Source organism: Cytobacillus sp. IB215665, from assembly GCF_033963835.1.
GTDB lineage: Bacteria > Bacillota > Bacilli > Bacillales > SM2101 > Nanhaiella.
This window is the reverse complement of the sequence record NZ_JAXBME010000002.1, coordinates 186,553-204,381: the sequence shown is the minus strand read 5'-3', so window position 1 is coordinate 204,381 and position 17,829 is coordinate 186,553. Positions and strand designations below refer to the sequence as shown.

General features: G+C 35.5%; 14 protein-coding genes and 1 other annotated feature. Of the genes, 2 read left to right on the top strand and 12 right to left on the bottom strand.

From position 1 onward, the window contains the following. Nucleotides 1-200: 200 nt before the first annotated feature. Nucleotides 201-488: a binding site (T-box leader), on the bottom strand. A 38-nt stretch (nt 489-526) separates the two neighbouring features. The 9 genes from SLH52_RS02935 to cymR form a co-directional block, all read right to left on the bottom strand. Further along, nucleotides 527-1,588, bottom strand: a complete 1,062-nt coding sequence (locus tag SLH52_RS02935; protein ID WP_320207800.1) for an AI-2E family transporter — start codon at nt 1,586-1,588, stop codon at nt 527-529. Between the two features lie 89 nt (nt 1,589-1,677). After that, nucleotides 1,678-1,815, bottom strand: a complete 138-nt coding sequence (locus SLH52_RS02930) for a YrzQ family protein (protein ID WP_320207799.1) — start codon at nt 1,813-1,815, stop codon at nt 1,678-1,680. 26 nt (nt 1,816-1,841) lie between these two features. Beyond that, nucleotides 1,842-2,033, bottom strand: a complete 192-nt coding sequence (locus SLH52_RS02925; RefSeq protein WP_214480395.1) for a hypothetical protein — start codon at nt 2,031-2,033, stop codon at nt 1,842-1,844. A 14-nt stretch (nt 2,034-2,047) separates the two neighbouring features. Beyond that, complete coding sequence (locus SLH52_RS02920; RefSeq protein WP_320207798.1) at nt 2,048-2,521, bottom strand: PRC-barrel domain-containing protein; 474 nt, start codon at nt 2,519-2,521, stop codon at nt 2,048-2,050. A 34-nt stretch (nt 2,522-2,555) separates the two neighbouring features. Further along, nucleotides 2,556-4,925, bottom strand: coding sequence for an ATP-dependent RecD-like DNA helicase (locus SLH52_RS02915; RefSeq protein ID WP_320207797.1), 2,370 nt, complete (start codon nt 4,923-4,925; stop codon nt 2,556-2,558). A 334-nt stretch (nt 4,926-5,259) separates the two neighbouring features. After that, nucleotides 5,260-5,913, bottom strand: coding sequence for a tetratricopeptide repeat protein (locus tag SLH52_RS02910; RefSeq protein ID WP_320207796.1), 654 nt, complete (start codon nt 5,911-5,913; stop codon nt 5,260-5,262). 215 nt (nt 5,914-6,128) lie between these two features. After that, entirely contained in the window at nt 6,129-7,241 is a 1,113-nt protein-coding gene (gene mnmA / locus SLH52_RS02905) for a tRNA 2-thiouridine(34) synthase MnmA (RefSeq protein WP_320207795.1), read from the bottom strand. A 28-nt stretch (nt 7,242-7,269) separates the two neighbouring features. Next, the gene (locus SLH52_RS02900) at nt 7,270-8,415 is read right to left on the bottom strand and encodes a cysteine desulfurase family protein (RefSeq protein ID WP_320207794.1); all 1,146 of its coding nucleotides are present in this window, start codon (nt 8,413-8,415) and stop codon (nt 7,270-7,272) included. Nucleotides 8,416-8,516: 101 nt separating this feature from the next. Continuing rightward, a complete protein-coding gene (cymR, locus tag SLH52_RS02895; RefSeq protein ID WP_320207793.1) occupies nt 8,517-8,933 on the bottom strand; it encodes a cysteine metabolism transcriptional regulator CymR in 417 nt (138 codons plus the stop codon). Nucleotides 8,934-9,438: 505 nt separating this feature from the next. Here cymR and SLH52_RS02890 point away from each other — a divergent pair. Beyond that, nucleotides 9,439-10,734 carry a replication-associated recombination protein A gene (locus SLH52_RS02890; protein ID WP_413785482.1) on the top strand — a complete coding sequence of 432 codons (1,296 nt, stop codon included), beginning with the start codon at nt 9,439-9,441 and terminating at the stop codon, nt 10,732-10,734. A gap of 114 nt (nt 10,735-10,848) precedes the next feature. Here the strand turns inward: SLH52_RS02890 and pflB are convergent, their stop codons facing one another. Then, entirely contained in the window at nt 10,849-13,104 is a 2,256-nt protein-coding gene (gene pflB / locus SLH52_RS02885; RefSeq protein ID WP_320207792.1) for a formate C-acetyltransferase, read from the bottom strand. 15 nt (nt 13,105-13,119) lie between these two features. Beyond that, a complete protein-coding gene (gene adhE, locus SLH52_RS02880; protein ID WP_320207791.1) occupies nt 13,120-15,723 on the bottom strand; it encodes a bifunctional acetaldehyde-CoA/alcohol dehydrogenase in 2,604 nt (867 codons plus the stop codon). A 341-nt stretch (nt 15,724-16,064) separates the two neighbouring features. Between adhE and SLH52_RS02875 the strand changes: the two genes are divergently transcribed. Next, nucleotides 16,065-16,787, top strand: a complete 723-nt coding sequence (locus SLH52_RS02875; protein WP_320207790.1) for an RsfA family transcriptional regulator — start codon at nt 16,065-16,067, stop codon at nt 16,785-16,787. 85 nt (nt 16,788-16,872) lie between these two features. On the opposite strand, the gene SLH52_RS02870 is transcribed toward SLH52_RS02875, so the two are convergent. Then, complete coding sequence (locus tag SLH52_RS02870) at nt 16,873-17,640, bottom strand: tRNA threonylcarbamoyladenosine dehydratase (RefSeq protein ID WP_320207789.1); 768 nt, start codon at nt 17,638-17,640, stop codon at nt 16,873-16,875. Between the last annotated feature and the right edge of the window lie 189 nt (nt 17,641-17,829).

Here is a 17,829-nt window from a genome sequence, read left to right as displayed (position 1 = left end):
ATACTCTTTAATAATGGCTCTTTTCGAAAACTATGTTGCTAATGGCACCAAACTAGCAAAGTAAATAGGTTTAATACGTTGGACATTTTTTTAAGAAGAAAAGATGCCACGAACGATAGTGGTGTACGTGTTAATTACTAATTCGAAAATCAACTCCATGCGAAAACAGCCTCAAAAATATAAAAAACTCCCATCCCAAAAGCAGGGACGAGAGTTATACTCGCGGTACCACCCTGATTATGAACAATTTCAAAAAGCGTAAATTCCTCACCATTTCTGTTAAATGACAAGCGCCTTACAGAAAAATATGTTTGTTCATCACTCATGATAAGCCGTAACGTGGCAAAACGGCAGGGTTTATCTGCACTCAAGATTAGCTTTCTGTTATCCTTCACCTAGAATTTCTTTCAGCCTAAAGGGAAATTCCTCTCTGATTTTATAATTACGTAAGGTGGACTATAACATACTCGATCCGTCATCGTTTTCCGTATTATAATGCGAATTATAGACAAGCAAAACTTGTTTGTCAATGATTCATTAAATATGTTTTGGCATGAAGTATCGTCACTTTTAGTATCGCTAAAAAAGGAACAGCAATTATTAAACCTAATACACCCGCAATCTCTCCGCCAACTAACAATGCAAACATTATAACGATAGGGTGCATATGCAAGCTTTTTCCTACAATTAGTGGTGATAATACATTACCTTCAATAAATTGTAAAACAAGCACTAAACCGGATACGAATATAACCATTTTCATTGAGATAGTCGCCGCGATAATTACGGCTGGAACTAAACCAATAATAGGTCCAAAATACGGAATAATATTAGTAACCCCTATGATGCTTCCTAGTAACAAAGGGTATTTCATTTTGATTAACCAAAAACCAATTGTTGCAATAATTCCGATCGCAAAGCACACAAAAAGTTGCCCTCTAATGTAATTACCAAGTGATTCATCAACCCCTTTTAAAAACTCTTTCCCAGGAGTGCGAAATTTCTTTGGTGTTATGTACCATATTGCCTTATTTATATCTGGGTAGTCTTTAAGCATATAGAAAACTAAAAACGGAATGATAGCAATTAAAATAATATAGTTCAGCAATCGTTTCATACTGTTTAATAACTTTGTAACTAGTAATGCACTCTCTTTCTCAATTGATTGTAGCCCTTCCTCAATTCTATCGTGAAATCCATTTGGCCAATGGGATGTTTGATCACGAATTTCCTCAATCCAATCTCGATACGTCTCGATAAATATTGGTACATTTTCACTTAAGTCTTTTAGCTGTTCAATAATAATTGGTACTCCTTTATATAAACCAAAACCAACTCCTCCAAAGAACAAAGTATATATAAGTAAAATAGCAATAGACCTGGGAACTCCATGATGGTGGATTTTTTCAATAATGGGATGAAGTAAGTAAGTAATAAATGCAGCAATAACAAAAGGGGTAATTACAATTGCAATCATCTTTAGCGTTGGTTTCCAAATCGGTGCAAGCTTCATAAAAACGTATAACAATACAAACATTAATAAGAAGAGAAGTAAGCGATAAATCCATACTAATCGAATGTCCTTCATCTATAACCCACCTCTAATTAAATTCTGATCGTTACGAAATATCAACTTTAAAAAAGGGCAGAACCCGTAATTGGATCAGCCCCTTTTAGTCAGTAAAGCATCTTAGCAACTTTCTTTCTCATTTTCTTTATATTTTTTGGAGACATTATGTCACTTCTTTGATTCACTTGGTATGCTGCTACCCCCATACCTAATGCAACCAATGAAGCAGTAATTGTTCTGTTCATATTGTCCTCCTTAATGAAAGAGTCAATTACAAATTTATCGTACGATCTTCTTCTCCAAAGAGGTCATCCAATGAACTAAGCGTTCCATCTTCTTCAACTTGATGGGTATTAATGATACCTTGGTTTACTGACATCTCTATAAAACAGTTCCAACAATAATATTGGTTCACACCAATTTTACCAAGATCTTTATTTTTACAATTTGGACACATTAACATCAAACGACACCTCTTTATTTCCGCTTAGCTTTTAAAATGATGGTATCTTTGTTAACGGTAAAGTCATTGCTTTTAATTACTTTTTTTCCATCACTTATATCAGAAAAGAAACCATCTGTTATTTTATACCCTTCTATTGTGCCCAATTCTTCTTGGAAAAATACGTCTTCTAATATTCCAAGAACTTCCCCATTTTCAGATTTCACAAATTTTTTTGCTAAGCTATGGTGTGTGTTTAAGTAATGTGTATTTTTCTCTTGGCGTATCGAATGTTTTGTTGTAGAGCTGTTAATCGTAATCCCATCTTTTTCAAAAGATAAAACTGATTCTATTGGAATAAAAGTATCTCTCTGAAAAAGCCTTTTACCTTCAACAACGATTGATGCGACCTTTCCATCTTCTTGAACTAATAGATCAACAACGTTACCAAGCTGTTTGCCATCATGTGAATAAACTGGTAACCCTTTTAATAAGGAAAATGTCCGCAAAGATATCCCACCTTCCCGAACATTAATAGGTTACTCAATCATCCATGAAATCATAAGGTGTAACGTTTTCCATTAATTTTTCTTCTTGTACAATAAAAGGAATGTCATCTTCGTTGTCAATTTCATCTTCATGAGCCATTATTAATTTTTCACATAATGTTGTTTGTCTTATACCATCATCATTACGACTAACTCCATGTCGAAAAGCTTGTTCTTCACCACATAATATTAGAAATTTTTTACTTCTTGTAATACCTGTATATAGTAAATTTCTCCTTAGCATGCGGTAATAGCTTTTTACAACTGGCATAATAACAATTGGAAATTCACTACCTTGAGACTTATGTATGGAACAACAATATGCGTGGGTGATTTGGTTCAAATCTTGTTTTGTATAAGTAACTTCATTTCCCTCAAAAGATACAATAACCATATCTTGTTTTTCAGTATTTTCCTTGGAGTAAAATATTGAGACAACTTCACCCATATCTCCATTAAAAACATTACTTTCTGGTTGATTGACGAGTTGCAACACCTTGTCGCCAATTCTATATACTACATCGCCAAATGACATTTCACGTTTTTGATCTGACGGAGGGTTAAACATACTTTGTAGCATTTTATTTAATTGATCAATACCTGCAGGCCCACGATACATGGGTGCTAGAACTTGGATATCCCTTGCACTATATCCTTTTTCTTTTGCACTTTGTGCAACCTTTGATACAACATCAAGTACTTGATTAGGTCTACATGGTAAAAAAGATCGATCAGTTTTTTGTGAAACAATATCTAGTGGCAATTGACCTTTTTTAATGTCATGAGCAAGCGCTATGATTGAGGATCCTTCTGACTGTCGATAAATTTCAGTTAGACGAACGGTTGGAATAATATTAGCATCTAATAAGTCCTTCAATACTTGCCCTGGTCCAACAGATGGCAATTGATCCTCATCTCCAACAATTATCATTTGAATAGATTCAGGTAATGACTTAAATAGTTGATTCGCTAGCCAAACATCAACCATTGACATTTCATCTACAATTAACAATTTTCCTTCAATTGGGTTATCTTCATCATGTTCAAATCCATCGACTCCATTCCAACCTAATAAGCGATGTATCGTCACAGCTTTTAAACCTGTAGCTTCACTCATGCGCTTTGCAGCTCTACCTGTAGGGGCAACGAGTAGAATTGGAAATGGGTTTTCTTTATTATAATCACTAGGGTTTAACGAACAGCCGTGTAAATCCGCATATACATTTACAATTCCATTAATAACTGTCGTCTTCCCAGTCCCAGGTCCTCCGGTTAGTAAAAGCATTGGTGATAATAAGGCTTTTTGAATTGCCTCTTTTTGAGATGGTGCATACTGAACATTGAGATATTCTTCTATATTACCTAACGACAATAAGAATTCCGAATCTGGAAATTGATCCTCATATTCAGTTTGACTCAATATTCGACCAATATTTGTTACAAGTCCTTTTTCTGAAAAGAATAATGAAGGACTGTAAATTTTATCCTCTTCAACAATAATTTTATCTTCTTCAGACAGTTGAGTAATAATCCGAGAGATATCTTCTTCATCCATGGAATCACGCTTATTTTCTTCTAGTAACTCTTTTACATCCTTATTTAATTGATGTAAGTATTGATATGTATGCCCTTCTTGAATTGATTGCTGATCAAGCATATAAAGACAACCTGCCTTAATACGGTGTGGATTATTGCCAGAGATACCTAACATATACCCAAGCTCATCCGCTCTACTAAAGCCAACCCCTTCAACATCTTCCACTAGCTGGTAAGGATTGTTTTGGATAATTTGTAATGTTTCATCTTTGTATACTTGATAAATCTTCATTGATAATTGCGGACCGAATCCATATTGAGATAACGCAATCATTATTTGTTCAAGACCTTGATGTTCTTTTAACGTGTCAACTATTTGTTGAGCTTTATCTTTTGAAAGTTTAGGTACCTTTTCAAGAGCCGAAGGATTTTGTAATATTGTTGAGATCGCAGCTTCACCTAATGCATCGACAATCTTGCTTGCTGTTTTTTTACCCACTCCTTGAAATAAATCACTTGATAAATACTGTATAATCCCTTGCTTCGTTTGAGGAAGATCTTTCCTGAAACTATCGACATGAAATTGCACGCCAAACTTAGGATGCTCCTTCAGTTTACCAAAAAAGATATATGTTTCATCTTCATGGATACGAGGGAAATAACCTGTGACAACTGCTTCTTTTTCTGTATATTGTTCGTTCGTTTCCTGCAATCGTATGCGAACGACAGAATATAGATTGGCTTCATTGTGAAAGATGGTGACTAGATGTGTACCCTTCATATACTTTTGCTCTTCATTATACAAATCCAGCACTCCCTGTTGCTCCATCAGCATCATTTCCCTCCTTTCATTACGAATCGTATATATATAAGTTATGAGTAGCCATTTGATCTAAAAACACTATATAAAAGCACGTCCAAATAAACTGTAACAGCTAACAATCAGGGCTTTGTTACAGTACTGCAACTAATTGAAAAACACCACTTATAGAGTTGGAATTAAACATAAAATATTATTAAGTTATCTACGTTTGGATTGTTACTTTTCATACTCATTTCGTGGCATCTTTCCTTTATATAGTGATGCTAAAAGTACCAAAACACTTCTCGTTTAATTGCTCTAGAAACATTACTAGCAATGAATAAAATCTATTATGAAAACATTAAGTTTGTTCTATTATTTTTTTTCCATGAGCAGCTAATACATGATCAGGTTGAATCTCACATGCCTTATTAAACATTGCTAAAGCTTCCTCACCATTTTCTTTAAATGCATACGCAACGCCTAAATTATAAAATGCATCCGCATGATTAGGGTCTAAATGAATAACCTGTTGAAACTGTTCCATAGCTTGATCAATTAGATTTTCATTCGCAAGACATAAGCCGTATTGAAACCTTGCTTCGGCATCATCGACATTTAGTTCAACTGCTCTTTGAAAATAAGGTAAAGCAAGTTTGGGTTGATCTAATTGTAACAACGACATCCCTAGCATAAAATAAGTATCAGAGTTTGTTAAACCTTTTTTCATGGCTATTTCGAACATATTCTTTGCATCTGCATATTTTTCATTATTGTAGTGTAAGTTACCAGTGCTGTAATAAGCCGCACCATTATTTTCATCAAGCTCAATTGCTTTATTAAAAAAAGCTATCGCCTTTTCATTTTCACCTAAGGCAGAAAGCAAGTTCCCAAAATTAATATATGCTATCGGATCCTTTGGTGAATCTTCAATAGCTTGATTAAATACCTTTGCAGCTTCTTCATATTTTCCTTCTTGCATATATTGAATTCCTAGCTTATTATTATCAACCATTTTTAAAACCTCCAATTAGCTATTAGTATAGCATAGGAATGATACTAGTGCCTCAATACACTTTGATGGCACTGTTACGTTCATCAAAGTTGTAAACCCATCAATCATAACAGAATTTTATTGTTACTAAAACGTATAATTACAAGAGGTTGTATTGCACCTAAAAAGCTTCACCTCTGCATAAGCGGAGGTGAAGCTTTTTCTATAATATATTACTACACATAATCTAGTTCTTCGCCATTTTTGTATACAATATCAATGGTTCCGCCACCTAGGCACTCGTCTCCATCATAAAAAACAACTGCCTGTCCTGGAGTTATTGCTCTAATAGGTTCATCAAAAATAATTTTGATATTATTATCATCTATTCTTTGGACTGTAATAGCATTGTCCTGTTGACGATAACGAAATTTCGCAGTACATTTTAGTGTATCTGTTATTTCACGATCGGATACCCAACTAATATTCGTAGCTAAAATTGCGTCCGAATACAATAAATCATTATGAAAACCTTGATCAACGTATAAAATATTATTTTCTAGATCCTTTCCTACTACAAACCAAGGTTCACCACTTCCTCCAATACCTAAGCCATGACGTTGGCCAATCGTATAATACATTAAACCGTCATGCTTTCCTTTGATTTCACCTGATAATGTTTGCATTTCTCCAGGCTGAGCAGGTAAATAATTACTTAAAAATTCTTTAAAGTTGCGTTCACCGATAAAGCAAATTCCCGTACTATCTTTTTTCGTTGCTGTTGCTAATCCAGCTTGTTGGGCTATTTCACGAACCTTGCTTTTATTAATTTCACCAAGTGGAAAGAGTACTTTAGAAAGTTGCTCTTGGCCTAGTTGATTTAAAAAATAAGTTTGGTCTTTGTTTTCATCTAGCCCACGGAGCATTTTATATTCTCCATTACGATATGCAACTCTTGCATAATGACCCGTCGCCACATAATCGGCTCCTAAAGCTAGTGCATGATCTAAAAAGGCTTTAAATTTAATTTCTTTATTACACATTACATCTGGGTTAGGTGTCCTACCTGCTTTGTATTCATCTAAAAAGTAAGTAAATACTTTATCCCAATATTGTTTTTCGAAATTAACTGCATAGTAGGGAATACCAATTTGATTACATACTTGAATGACATCGTTATAATCTTCAGTTGCTGTACAAACACCATTTTCATCAGTATCATCCCAATTTTTCATAAAAATACCAATTACATCATAACCTTGTTCTTTTAACAGCAATGCAGCAACCGAAGAATCGACCCCACCCGACATACCGACAACAACACGAGTATCGTTAGGAGCTTTGCTCATTACTTTCACCTCATTTATATAATAATGTTTAATATTTTGTTAGTCGTTTCACAACTTTTGTTATTTCATATGCTGCTTTTCTAATTTCTTCCTCGTTATTTCCATAACCAAAACTAAATCTGATCGAAGATTGTATCCTCTCCGAATCTTTCCCAAACATCGCTACTAGAACATGCGATGGATCAACAGAACCGGCAGTACAAGCCGAGCCACTGGAAGCCGCAATACCAATAAGATCTAAGTTAACGAGTAAAGCCTCGACACTTACTCCTGCAAAACTAACATTTAATATGTTTGGTACAGTCAATTCAAGATCTCCATTGATGCTAAAATCAATTTCTTCTCGTTTGAATATATCTATCATTTGTTTTTTATAGCTGCTATATAACTCAAAGCGTTCATTCCTGCCTTTGTCGCTTAATTGAACAGCATGCTTAAGACCGACAATGCTCGCCACGTTTTCAGTGCCTGCCCGTCTCTTTCTTTCTTGTTCACCACCATGTACGCTTGGAGTAATTTTCACTCCAGAACGAACGTATAAATACCCAACACCTTTTGGGCCGTTAATTTTATGCCCTGAAACTGATAATAAATCAATACCAAGATCATCGACATTAATAGGGTACAAATTATACCCCTGTACTATATCTGAATGAACATACGCACCATTTGCTCTTACAATTTCACTTAACTCTTTAATTGGTTGTATTGTACCAACTTCGTTATTAGCTAACATCATTGACACAAGAATTGTTTGATCTGTCAATGATGCCTTTACATCCTCAATAGAAACACTTCCGTTTTCCTGCACTGGTAAATACGTAACCTTAAAGCCTTGGGTTTCTAAATATTCACAAGTATGCAAAATAGCGTGATGCTCAACTTTAGTTGTAATTATATGGTTACCTCGATGTTTATTTGCTAATGCAACTCCAATTAGAGCTAAATTATCTGCTTCCGTACCACCACTCGTAAAAATAATTTCTGTTGACTTCGCACCAATACTAGCAGAGATTGTTTGTCTAGCATCATCTATGGCTTGTCGACTTTCTCTGCCAAAGGAGTGAATACTAGAAGGGTTGCCGAAAATTTCACTCATATATGGGCTCATCTCTTTAACAACGTCTGGATGAGTTGGAGAAGTTGCCGCATGGTCAAGATATATTCTTTCCATTGTATTCCTCCTTAAATGAAATGCGCAAGCGACATGCTCAACCTCGAACCTTAAGGGAATAGGCGCTGTTGTAGCTAGACTTCATGAAATGCGCAAACAACTTATATATAAAACATGTAAGATTCTTGATCTCCACCACTGTAACTTGCTAAATCCTCTAGTGTAGTATTATCTAAGACATCTTTCACAGCATCACGAATTCGTATCCATAACTGCCTTTTGGCAGGCTCTTCATCATCTAAAACCTCAACTGGACTAATTGGTCCCTCTAAAACTCTAATAATATCACCAGCAGTTATCTTTGCTGGATCATCCGCTAACACATATCCACCGTACGCTCCTCTAATACTTTTTACTAGCCTGGCATTGCGTAAAGGAGCAATCAATTGCTCTAAATAATGTTCGGATAGATCATGAGTTTTAGCGATAGATTTTAATGAAATAGGCCCATCACCGTATTTCTTGGCCAATTCAATCATTATTGTAAGTCCATACCTACCTTTAGTCGAAATCTTCATCCTTTATATCCCTCCACAAATAAGAAATGCTTAGACACTAGATTTCCCCACGCCTGTGGGCAACGGTGAAATTGGCATCTTGATCCTGGTTATAAGCATAAGACGAACCTACGAGAATCGATTTAAGATCGACTTCTTGTCGTATTAGCTTATTACCGCTAGCCGATGGTGCAAGGACTGACATTGTCGAAGTCATTTAGTCCCGTTCACAATCAAAATTTATATCATAAAATGGTTGACAGCTAACCATTGTAAAGTTACAGACGGCTTTTCTCGCATGCATTGTTGTACGTACAATTCGTTAATCACTATTCGTGGCACCTTTTCTTCATTAAAATATGCCAATAGAATAAAATCACTTTATACTTAAACCATCAATGCTTACGAAAAGAGTCTACATATTTAATATTAAGCATTTGCCATTATACCATAATAGTGTATTGTAATACATATTAACATCCTAGAACAAGAACAAAGATTCCAAAAAGTAGGAGAGATGATCACTTTGTTATTCGAGTCATTGGTTGAATCCCCGTTATCATTTCGAATGAGCCCTAGGAATTTAGACGAAATTGTTGGCCAGCAACATATAATTGGACCAAAAACGGCGTTATATAAAATGATAGTTAATGAACATGTGCCCTCAATATTGTTATATGGAGAACCTGGTATTGGGAAAACGTCGATTGCCAAAGCAATTGCCGGAACAGTAAATATGCCCTTCGTTGCTATTAATGCAACTACAGCAGGCAAAAAAGATATAGAAAATGCTGTTAGACAAGCCGAAGTTGAAGGAAGTTTAATCTTATTTATCGACGAAGTTCATCGGTTTAATAAAGCACAGCAAGACTATCTTTTACCTCATGTTGAAAAAGGTTTAATCACTTTAATAGGCGCAACTACTGAGAACCCCTTTCATGATGTAAATCCAGCGATTAGAAGCAGGTGCGGTCAAATAAAAGAATTACAACGTATTTCTAGAGAGGATATGATGACATTACTATTAAGAGCATTGGCTGATTCAACAAGAGGCTTAGGTAGCTTAGACATTGAAATTGCTGATGAAGCTCTCGAAATAATTACTCAATCAACTAACGGTGATGCGCGCTCAGCATTAAATATTCTAGAAGATGTAGTCATTGCATCAAAAAAGGTAGACGTGGAAAAAATCACCGTACCTATTAAAACAGTAGAGGAATGTGTTGAAAATAAAGGTTTTTCTCACGACAAGAAAGGTGATTTATACTATTCTCTATTATCTTGCTTGCAAAAGAGTATTAGGGGTAGCGATGTAAATGCAGCACTTCATTATTTAGCTCGGTTAATAGAGGGTGGAGATTTAACATCAATTTGTAGAAGACTAATTGTCATTGCCTATGAAGACATATCTCTCGCTGCTCCAGAAGTAGCAGTAAGAACGGTTAATGCATGCGAAGCAGTTGAAAGACTCGGCTTACCAGAAGCAAGAATTCCATTAGCTAACGTCGTTGTAGATCAATGTTTATCTCCGAAAACAAACAGTGCATATAAAGCTCTTGATATGGCACTAGAAGATGTTAGAAAAGGTTACACAGGTGAAATCCCCTTACATTTACGAGATGCGCATTATAAAGGAGCTAAATCGATGGGGCACGGAATTGGTTATAAGTATCCTCACGATTATCCTAACGGCTGGGTACAGCAGCAATATCTTCCTGATGAGCTAAAGGGTAAGGAGTACTTTCAGCCTAAACAAAGTGGACAAGAAAAACAATACGCTAAAGTATATGAACGGCTGAAAGATCTATTTGATGGAAAGTAAACTTTAATACCTCAATGATTACATGCAAAACGCCATCTATACTGCCTAAAACAAAAAATAAATATGTAATGGGAGAATTAAATAATACGCCATTTTAATTCTCCCTTTTTTTACTTACATATTTTCATGGAATGTTCTATTTATAACCTCAATTTGTTGTTCACGTGTCAATTTAATAAAATTCACAGCATAACCTGAAACACGTATTGTTAATTGTGGGTATTTTTCCGGATGTTCCATTGCATCAAGTAACTGTTCACGTTCAAACACGTTAACATTTATATGGTGACCATGTTGTGCCATATATCCATCTAAGATAGAAACAAGATTATTGATTCTCGTTTGCTCTTCTTTGCCTAGAGAATTTGGTACCATTGAAAATGTACAAGAGATTCCATCTAGACAATCTTCATAAGGAAGCTTTGCAACAGAGTTTAATGATGCTAACGCTCCATTTTTATCACGTCCATGTAACGGGTTGGCACCCGGTGCAAACGCATCGCCTGCTTTTCTTCCATCAGGTGTTGTACCTGTTTTTTTCCCGTACACAACGTTTGAGGTTATAGTTAATATAGATTGTGTCGGAACAGAAGAACGATACGTCGGATACAGACGAAGTTTATTCATAAATGTCTCAACTAACTCTGTTGCAATCGTGTCAACACGATCGTCATCGTTACCGAACTGTGGATAATCTCCGTCAATTTCAAAATCAACCGCGATTCCATATTCATTTCGAATAGGTCTTACTTTTGCGTATTTTATTGCGCTTAAAGAATCTGCTACAACCGATAAGCCAGCGATGCCGCAAGCCATAGTACGTAATATTTCCTCATCATGTAGTGCCATTTCAATACGCTCATAAGAATACTTATCATGCATGTAATGTATAATATTTAAGGTATTCATATAAAGCTTTGCTAGCCAATTTAACATTGCATCATAGTTTTTCAATACTTCTTCATAATCTAAGATATTTGAAGTAATTGGATCAAGGCTTGGTCCAACTTGTACACCTAATTTTTCATCTATCCCACCGTTAATTGCATATAGTAATGCCTTCGCCAAGTTAGCACGTGCTCCAAAAAACTGCATTTGTTTACCTATTTTCATGGCAGAAACACAACATGCAATACCGTAATCATCACCGTATTCTTTACGCATTAAATCATCATTTTCATATTGAATGGAACTTGTTTTTATTGACATTTTTGAACAATATCTTGTGAAATGATCTGGAAGCTCAGTCGACCAAAGTACTGTTAAGTTAGGTTCAGGAGCTGGTCCAAGATTGTCAAGCGTGTGTAGGAAGCGGAATGATGTTTTGGAAACGAGTGGACGTCCGTCAAGACTCATACCACCAATTGATTCTGTTACCCACGTCGGGTCACCACTGAACAACTCGTTATAATCAGGAGTACGCAAAAATTTCACAAGACGTAGCTTCATTACAAAATGATCAACTAATTCTTGGACTTCTGATTCAGTTAGAACCCCATTGTGCAAGTCTCTTTCAAAATATATATCTAAAAATGTAGATACACGACCGAGACTCATCGCAGCGCCATTTTGTTCTTTTATCGCTGCAAGGTATGCAAAATATAGCCATTGAATTGCTTCCCTAGCGTGTACTGCAGGTTTTGATATATCATACCCGTATGATGCAGCCATATCTTTCAACTCTTGTAATGCTCTAAATTGTTCAGAAATCTCTTCACGATCACGGATAACTGTGTCGCTCATTAAATCATTCTCTAATCGAGCATGAGCCTTGCTTTTTTCTTCCATCAAACGGTCGACACCATATAATGCTACTCTGCGATAATCACCGATAATTCTTCCTCGCCCGTATGCATCTGGTAACCCAGTAATGATACCAGCTTTACGTGCCTTCCTCATTTCTGGAGTATAAGCATCGAAGACTCCTTGATTATGTGTTTTTCGATACTCAGTAAACGTTTTCTCTACTTCTGTATCGAGATCATACCCATAAGCCTTGCAAGCATCTTTTACCATACGGATACCACCAAAAGGTTGGATGGAACGTTTTAATGGCTCATCCGTTTGGAGCCCTACAACGCTTTCAAGATTTTTATCAATATATCCTGGCTCATGTGAAGTAATGGTTGATACTGTCCGTGTATCAATATCAAGTACACCACCATTGTCCCGTTCCTTTTTCATCAACTCTAATACTTTATCCCAAAGTTGAGTGGTTTTTAGAGTTGGGGGGGCAAGGAAATCTTCCTTGCCCGTATAGGGTGTAACATTTGTTTGAATAAAATCTCGTACATCTATGGAATCCAGCCATTTTCCTTCTTTGAAGTTCTTCCAAGCAACTTCCGTTGGAATCGTACTCAACCTGTTCATCCTAATCCCCCCAGATTATACTCCTTTGAATGTTTGACGATAAATTTCTTCTAATTCAGTAACTAATGGTAACTTTGGATTTGCTGGTGTACATTGATCTTCAAATGCTCTGTCTGCCAAAATTGCCACTTTTTCCTCAAATTCTTTTTTATCTACACCATTTTCAGGTAAACTCATAGGAATATTTAGTTCTTTCGCTAATTTAATTACCGCTTGGATTAAGCTCTCTACACCTTCTTCAGTTGTACGTGCTGGTAAACCTAATGCTTTAGCAATTTCAGCATAACGTTGATCAGCTATGAAATGTTTATATTTAGGGAATGCTGTAAACTTTTTCGGTTTTGTTGCATTGAAACGAATAACATGCGGCATTAATAATGTATTTGCTCTACCATGTGCAATATGGAACTCTGCACCCATTTTATGTGCCAAGCTATGATTAATACCTAAGAAGGCATTTGCAAATGCCATACCTGCAATCGTAGATGCATTGTGCATTTTCTCTCTAGCAAGTTCATCTGCACCGTTATGATAAGCTTTTGGTAAATATTCAAATACTAGTTGAATAGCTTTAATCGCTAAACCATCCGTATAATCATTTGCCATATTAGAAACGTAAGCTTCAATCGCATGTGTTAAAACATCCATACCAGTATCAGCAGTTACGTGCTTCGGAACTGTCATAACAAACTGTGGATCTACGATTGCAACATCTGGTGTTAATTCATAATCTGCTAACGGATACTTGACATTGTTTTTCTTGTCAGTAATAACAGAGAATGGTGTTACCTCAGATCCAGTTCCTGAAGTTGTTGGTATTGCAACAAATTTAGCTTTGTTTCCTAGTTTAGGATATTTGAACGTACGTTTACGGATGTCTAAAAACTTCTGTTTTAAGCCATGGAACGTTGTTTCTGGGTGTTCGTAAAATAACCACATTCCTTTTGCAGCATCCATCGCTGATCCACCACCAAGTGCGATGATGACATCAGGTTGGAATTCTTTCATCATTTCTGCACCCTTCATAACTGTTTCAATAGATGGATCTGGCTCAACATTTGAGAAAATTTCACAATGGACGTAATCTTGACGTTTACGTAAATAATAAAGAACTTTATCAACATAGCCAAGCTTCACCATACCTGGGTCCGTTACAATCAAAGCTTTTGAGATTTCAGGCATTTTTGCTAAATATTGAGTAGAATGCTTTTCAAAGTAAACTTTTGGTGGAAGCTTAAACCATTGCATATTGACATTCCTTTTCGCAATTTTTTTTACATTTAATAAGTTCGCTGTTCCAACATTTGAAGATACAGAGTTCTTGCCGTAAGATCCACATCCTAATGTTAATGAAGGAATATATGCATTATAAATATCTCCGATTGCACCTTGTGAAGATGGAGCATTCACAATGACACGGCATGCTTTCATACGTTTCCCATAAGTTTCTATTGTTTCTTGGTCTTCAGAATGAATTACAGCAGAGTGACCTAGACCTCCAAACTCTAGCATTTCTTCTGCACGAGTAATCCCTTCCTCTGTATTATTAACTTTATAACAAGCTAGTACTGGACTAAGCTTTTCTCTTGAAAGTGGGTGAGCTTCACCTACACCTTTTAATTCAGCGATTAGAATTTTAGTATCTTTTGGTACTTCTACACCAGCCATTTTGGCGATTTCATAAGCTGGTTTACCAACGATATTTGGATTAACTGCACATTTGTTTTCATCAATAACAAGTTTTTCTACTTTTTTCTTTTCGTTTTCTGATAAGAAGTAACAAGAATGATATATCATTTCTTTTTTCACTTCATCATAAATATCTTTATCGATAATAACAGCTTGTTCAGAAGCACAAATCATGCCATTATCAAATGTTTTTGATAAAATTAAATCATTTACAGAACGTTTCACATCAGCAGATTTTTCAATATAACACGGTACGTTACCAGCACCTACACCTAACGCAGGTTTACCAGTACTATACGCTGATTTAACCATCCCTGGACCACCTGTCGCCAAGACGATCGCAACCCCATCATGATTCATTAATTGTTTTGTTGCTTCGATAGATGGCGTTTCTATCCATTGTATACAACCTTCAGGTGCTCCTGCTTTTACTGCTGCGTCACGAAGAATTCTTGCAGCTTCACTACTACATTTTTGTGCAGATGGGTGGAAAGCAAAAATAATTGGGTTTCTAGTTTTAATTGCAATAATTGCTTTAAACATCGTTGTTGATGTTGGATTTGTCACTGGTGTTACACCAGCAACAACACCAACTGGCTCTGCAACTTCGATTACACCTTCGTGTTCATTATCATTAATAATGCCGACAGTTTTATCATATTTAACGTTATGATAAATGTACTCTGTAGCAAAAATGTTTTTAATAATTTTATCCTCATAAACACCACGTTTTGTTTCATCAACTGCTAGCTTAGCTAATTGCATATGTTGATCTAATCCTGCTAAAGCCATTTCTTTTACTATGTCATTGATCATTTCTTGATCATAATTGCGAAATTCCTTTAACGCTTTAGAACCACGATCAACTAAAGAATTAATCATTTTTGTAACATCTTGTTGTTGTTTTAATACTTTTTCTTCAACAGCCATTTGAAACTCCTCCTAATTTCTTGCTAAAAGTTTGTGAATGTTTTCACATGTGAATGTTAAAAAAAAGCTACTTACTTGTTACTTTACGTTTTTTACTAAATTTATTAACTAACTATCTTACACGTTTATTATACTATCGATATGTTGTGAATAGTTACAATAAATTTGACGACATTGTGAATAATTTCACATATATTATTAAACTCATATTTCCCACTTTTTACATCTTTTGATACTTAAAAAAACTAGTAAATGTATAAAAATTATAATAGCCGTCCATTCTATTAATAGAAAATCTACTATATAGTAAATTAAATTTTTCAGAAGATAGGAGTGTTTATGTGAAAGTTCGTCAAGATGCATGGTCTCATGAAGAAGACCTATTACTCGCAGAAACAGTACTTCGCTATATTCGTGAAGGTGGAACTCAGTTATTAGCCTTCGAAGAAGTAGGTGATAAGCTTAACCGAACTTCTGCTGCTTGTGGATTTCGGTGGAACGCGGAAGTAAGAGGAAAGTATGATCAAGCTATCGCCATTGCGAAAAAACAAAGAAAAGAAAGAAAGAGAGCGTTAGACAGATTAAAGAAGCAAGATGAGCTTCCTAGTACAATTTCACTACCACAGATTACTACAGTTGATGATAGCAATCCAGTAGAGACCTATAATCTAAATAATGAGTTCACGACAGAGTTGTTGACTACGCCAGTGAGTACATCAGTGCCATCTATAGAATCATCAGCTGGATCAAATTCAATATCTCTAGAAGATTGCATTTCTTATTTAAAAGAACTTAAAGTACAAGATCAACATTCAATGAGATTGCAGCAAGAAAATGTACAATTACAACAAGAAAACCAAACTCTTTCAAAGCAAAATAAAGAACTAGTTATAAAGCTTGAAAAAATGTCGGAAAAGCAATCTATGATACAAGAAGACTATCAAGCATTAGTACAAATTATGGATCGAGCACGTAAAATGGTTTTATTTGATGATAATGAAGAAAGACCATCTCCGGCTTTCAGAATGGATAAAAACGGAAATTTAGAACAATTAGCTAAGTAAAAAACGTGGTCTATCTTTAGACCACGTTTTTGTCATTGTCGAAACGCGAAGGTCCAAGTCGAGCTCCGTTAAATGTAGAGTATGTTTAACCCTGATTTACTCGTTTAATTGGTATATCTGTTAACAGTTCAGTAACCACATGACTTGCCATTATTAGCCCTGCTACTGATGGAACAAATGCGTTGGATGATGGTGGCATTTTAGCTTTTCTAATAGGCGTATTTTCATCAGGAACAATTTTCTTGCGAATATCCTCCCGAATCACAATAGGACTCTCGTCAGAAAACACTACTTTAATCCCCTTACGGATACCCTCTTTACGTAATTTCGTTCGAATAACTTTTGCAATAGGATCAGTATGAGTTTTAGAAATATCAGCTATTTTAAAACGTGTAGGGTCCATTTTATTTGCTGCACCCATACTTGAAATAATCGGAATCTTTCTCTGCAAGCATTCCTTCATTAAATGGATTTTGTAACAAATCGTATCAGACGCATCTATAACAAAATCTATTCCATAACTAAAAAACTCCTCATACGTCTCCTCTGTATAAAACATTTTCAACGCAATCACTTGACACTCTGGATTAATATCTTTTATACGGTCCTTCATGAGGTCAGCTTTTGGCTTGCCAACTGTTGAGAGTAACGCGTGAATTTGTCGATTTACATTTGTAATATCAACATCATCCTTATCAACTAATATAAGCCTTCCTACACCAGATCGAGCTAGTGCTTCAGCTGCAAATGAACCTACACCACCAATTCCAAGTACTGCCACTGTGCTATTTTTTAAAATGTTTAATCCTTCTATCCCAATCGCTAATTCATTTCTAGAAAATTGATGTAGCATATTCTCAACTCCGTTTGTCACAAACTTTTTCAAGGTTTTCCGATAAAAATAATATCATAAATTATAATAAATACAAGATTTGAACATCATTTTTTCGTAAAGATACAAAATGTAACAGTATTGGCAAAAAGTCGTTTTGTATCGTTGCTGTCGTAATCTAGAACAAAAGTTGCAACGAACTGTAGCTGT

What these genes read in the sequence shown, in the direction of transcription:
- SLH52_RS02870 (WP_320207789.1), bottom strand. Translation starts at nt 17,640, where the DNA reads ATGCTACATCAATTTTCTAGAAATGAATTAGCGATTGGGATAGAAGGA.
- SLH52_RS02930 (WP_320207799.1), bottom strand. Translation starts at nt 1,815, where the DNA reads ATGAACAGAACAATTACTGCTTCATTGGTTGCATTAGGTATGGGGGTA.
- SLH52_RS02925 (WP_214480395.1), bottom strand. Translation starts at nt 2,033, where the DNA reads ATGTTAATGTGTCCAAATTGTAAAAATAAAGATCTTGGTAAAATTGGT.
- SLH52_RS02910 (WP_320207796.1), bottom strand. Translation starts at nt 5,913, where the DNA reads ATGGTTGATAATAATAAGCTAGGAATTCAATATATGCAAGAAGGAAAA.
- SLH52_RS02900 (WP_320207794.1), bottom strand. Translation starts at nt 8,415, where the DNA reads ATGGAAAGAATATATCTTGACCATGCGGCAACTTCTCCAACTCATCCA.
- adhE (WP_320207791.1), bottom strand. Translation starts at nt 15,723, where the DNA reads ATGGCTGTTGAAGAAAAAGTATTAAAACAACAACAAGATGTTACAAAA.
- SLH52_RS02935 (WP_320207800.1), bottom strand. Translation starts at nt 1,588, where the DNA reads ATGAAGGACATTCGATTAGTATGGATTTATCGCTTACTTCTCTTCTTA.
- pflB (WP_320207792.1), bottom strand. Translation starts at nt 13,104, where the DNA reads ATGAACAGGTTGAGTACGATTCCAACGGAAGTTGCTTGGAAGAACTTC.
- mnmA (WP_320207795.1), bottom strand. Translation starts at nt 7,241, where the DNA reads ATGAGCAAAGCTCCTAACGATACTCGTGTTGTTGTCGGTATGTCGGGT.
- SLH52_RS02915 (WP_320207797.1), bottom strand. Translation starts at nt 4,925, where the DNA reads ATGGAGCAACAGGGAGTGCTGGATTTGTATAATGAAGAGCAAAAGTAT.
- cymR (WP_320207793.1), bottom strand. Translation starts at nt 8,933, where the DNA reads ATGAAGATTTCGACTAAAGGTAGGTATGGACTTACAATAATGATTGAA.